Annotated in this window: 2 protein-coding genes; both read left to right on the top strand. The window is 44.0% G+C overall.

The genetic code is table 11. The features are described 5' to 3' along the window. The first annotated feature begins 196 nt into the window (after positions 1 to 196). Positions 197 to 1,309: a hypothetical protein gene (locus K8S15_12850; protein ID MCD4776925.1), complete on the top strand. Its 1,113-nt coding sequence runs from the start codon at positions 197 to 199 to the stop codon at positions 1,307 to 1,309. Between the two features lie 122 nt (positions 1,310 to 1,431). Continuing rightward, entirely contained in the window at positions 1,432 to 2,157 is a 726-nt protein-coding gene (locus K8S15_12845; GenBank protein ID MCD4776924.1) for a GIY-YIG nuclease family protein, read from the top strand. Positions 2,158 to 2,559 lie beyond the last annotated feature (402 nt).

The following is a 2,559-nucleotide window of genomic DNA, read 5'->3' as shown; positions in this document are numbered from 1 at the left end:
CATCCTTTTTAGTTACAGAAAATAATAATGATGTCTTGCGGATTGTTTTTAAGGGGCACAAAAAGAGCACTGAACAACTGAATGAACCTGCCACAAACGCTTGAGAGCAGGCTTCACTGATGCTTGTGCAGGTTATTCAGAGCGTTCACAAGTAGATCAATCCGAAACAACCGGTCAATGAAAAGGACATTGCATTATGGCCAAATTTCACCGCGTCATCATACTTGCCGTTTCCCTAATGCTTTCTTTGTCGTGTGGCGATAATCCCGATGCCGAACTATCCAGAGGAGCTGGAAGCATAAGAGATTCTCTTCAGATTATGATTGTTGTGCCAGCAGCTGGAGATCTTGAATACGGTATTGCCGATGTTTCCGATATCGCGTTGATGGATAGTGGAGACTACGCAATACTTGACTATATAGCCTGTTGCATACACGTTCTCGATTCTGAAGGTGGTGTTCAATATCAGATTGGAGGTAGAGGATCAGGTCCCGGTGAGTTCAGAGCCCCATATCCATTTGCATACTTAGCTACGGGAGACTTCGTTGTTCGCGACATGATGATGGAAAACTGGCAGATTCTTGGTAGCGATGGCTCATCTGTAGAGTACTACACAGGTAGCTTTTTTAATACGATCATAGAAATCCAGCCTGGGAAAGATTCAACAATTGTAGTTAAGCAAATTAACATTGAAATAACCCAGGATGCTCCTATTGCTACTGTTCAACTTGTGGCAATTAACGCATATACCGGAGTCCTTGAAACAATCTATTTTGAACACTCAGAACAGATGAGCTCATCGCAAACAGATTATGCTGATTATTACCCTCTGTATGCAGTTGACAGATATGGTAATGTTGCAACTGCCATATTGAATCAAGACTCTCCTGAAGTTGAGTTCTACAACTCATCTGGCGAGTATTCACATACAATTCAGCTTGATATGGTATTTGAGAGAACCAAGGTTGATTCAACCTATAAAATCAGTGGTTTGCCGGTATCGATGCCTGTGAGTTTCGGTGACGATACTCGAACATTTACTGTCGAAGTTCCTGAGAAAGAGCCAATCATAAGTGGAATTGCATTCGGTCCTGATAACAATCTCTGGGCTCGGGTTTTCTGGTCACTACAATCCGAACGCTGGAATGTTTTCAAACCTGATGGTGAATTTGTGAGATCTATTCTTCTGGATTTATCCAGCAATCAAAACCTTTCACATCCTTCTTTGAGGGTTTCGAGAAATGGGATTTGCGGAAGAGCTATGTGGGACACTGGTGAAAAAGCTCTTGTTATCTTTGAAAGTGAGTAATACCAGTTGATAGCTGTAAACAAATTGTGAACAACTGCATGAACCAGAAACAGATGCGAGGTGATTTACTGATAAATTTCTGTTCAGGTTATGCAGAGCGTTAGGCACACCGAGAGGACAGTATGACGAGAGATGCGATAATCGAAGCGATTCGATCGCTCGCAGCTGAGATGGGAAGGGTTCCTGGCCAACGAGCGTTTATGAGCGCTACTGGAGTTAAGCGTTCTGAACTGTGGCGAGCTGGATTCTCGAAGTACTCCGAAGCCGTGAAGGCGGCAGATCTAGAGCCCAACAGTTTAAATGCTGCCTATGATAGGTCTGATTTGTTGCACAGATTAGCTGTATTAACGCGAAATCTTGGGAAGTTCCCAACCAAGGGGAACATCATGGTGGCAAGAGCAGAAGACAATACGTTCCCAAGCTATGATGCATATTTCCACCTTGGGAGAAACGCGTACAAGAACGTTCCTGGTATACTTTTAGAATTCTGCAAGCAACACAACGAGTTTGCCGATATCATCCCAATGGTTGAACCGCGAGTGTCGATCCCGACAGAAATCGAAGAGCGTTATACCGATCCCTCAAAGCGCGTTACCGGATACGTCTATTTGGCTAAATACGGCACAGATTATAAGATCGGACGATCTAATGACGTGGCTAGAAGGCGTCGAGAAATTTCCCTTCTACTGCCACGGGAATTGGAACATATTCACACAATCGAAACGGATGATCCAGAGGGAATTGAGCGGTATTGGCACAGGCGTTTTGAGGATCGAAGAGTCCGCGGGGAGTGGTTTTGTCTTACACGGCAGGATGTTGCGGCATTCAAACGTCGCAAGTACCAATAATGAATAGATGCCTAACAAATGCATCAACCAGCCACAAATGCAAAGTATTGAGCCGTAGTAATATCTGTGCTGGTTATGCAAGCGTTGACGAGATAAAAACGGCACCGGCTTGAGCACAAAAGAACAAACGGAAAACGGGCCCATAGAACAAAATAAAGCCGCCGCCGTAAAAATAGAATAGCACTCGGAAAAAAACGTACCAGAAAAAGACCGGTAAGTACTATTCGTAGAAAACGTTATGATTACATGTAGGAAATAGTTCCGCCAACAAATGCATGAACCAGCCACAAATGCAAAGCTATGACCCAGAGTAATATCTGTGCTGGTTATGCAAACGTTGACGAGATAAAAACGGCGCCGGCTTGAGCACAAAAGAACAAACGGAAAACGGGCTCATAGAAC

The organism is Candidatus Aegiribacteria sp., from assembly GCA_021108005.1.
In the GTDB taxonomy this organism is placed as follows: Bacteria; Fermentibacterota; Fermentibacteria; order Fermentibacterales; family JCC-6; genus Aegiribacteria.
The sequence above is the reverse complement of the archived record's forward strand: the minus strand, read 5'-3'. Positions and strand labels throughout refer to the sequence as shown.

What these genes read in the sequence shown, in the direction of transcription:
- K8S15_12845 (MCD4776924.1), top strand. Translation starts at nt 1,432, where the DNA reads ATGACGAGAGATGCGATAATCGAAGCGATTCGATCGCTCGCAGCTGAG.
- K8S15_12850 (MCD4776925.1), top strand. Translation starts at nt 197, where the DNA reads ATGGCCAAATTTCACCGCGTCATCATACTTGCCGTTTCCCTAATGCTT.